General features: G+C 51.0%; 1 protein-coding gene. It reads right to left on the minus strand.

All coding sequences use genetic code 11. The annotated features are described in order from the left end of the window. A partial coding sequence (locus ACE01R_RS17905; RefSeq protein ID WP_395552821.1) for a hypothetical protein occupies nt 1-292 on the minus strand: 292 nt, incomplete at both ends.

Raw genomic sequence — 292 nt, forward strand, 5'->3', positions numbered from 1 at the left:
CGCTACCTGCATTGGTCAAGTCGAGGTCTTTGTCGATATCAACTGTGTAAATGGTATGACCATCAGGTGACGTTGTGTCTGGAGTAACCGATACATTGCCGCTTGTGCCTGCTTTAACTTCGGTTTTTGCTGCAGCTGTGGCGGCTGCAGCATTGTCAGCAATGTTTTTCAGCTGGTCTTCAGTTGCTGCTTGGCCTTTGGTTGCCGTGCCGTTCCAAGTGGTGTTGGTCAAGCCACCGATTGTGCCGTTGTTACCGTTAATGGTAACCGGTTTACCGGTAGCAGCATCGCC

Source organism: Acinetobacter sp. BSP-28 (assembly GCF_044130285.1).
Lineage (GTDB): Bacteria > Pseudomonadota > Gammaproteobacteria > Pseudomonadales > Moraxellaceae > Acinetobacter.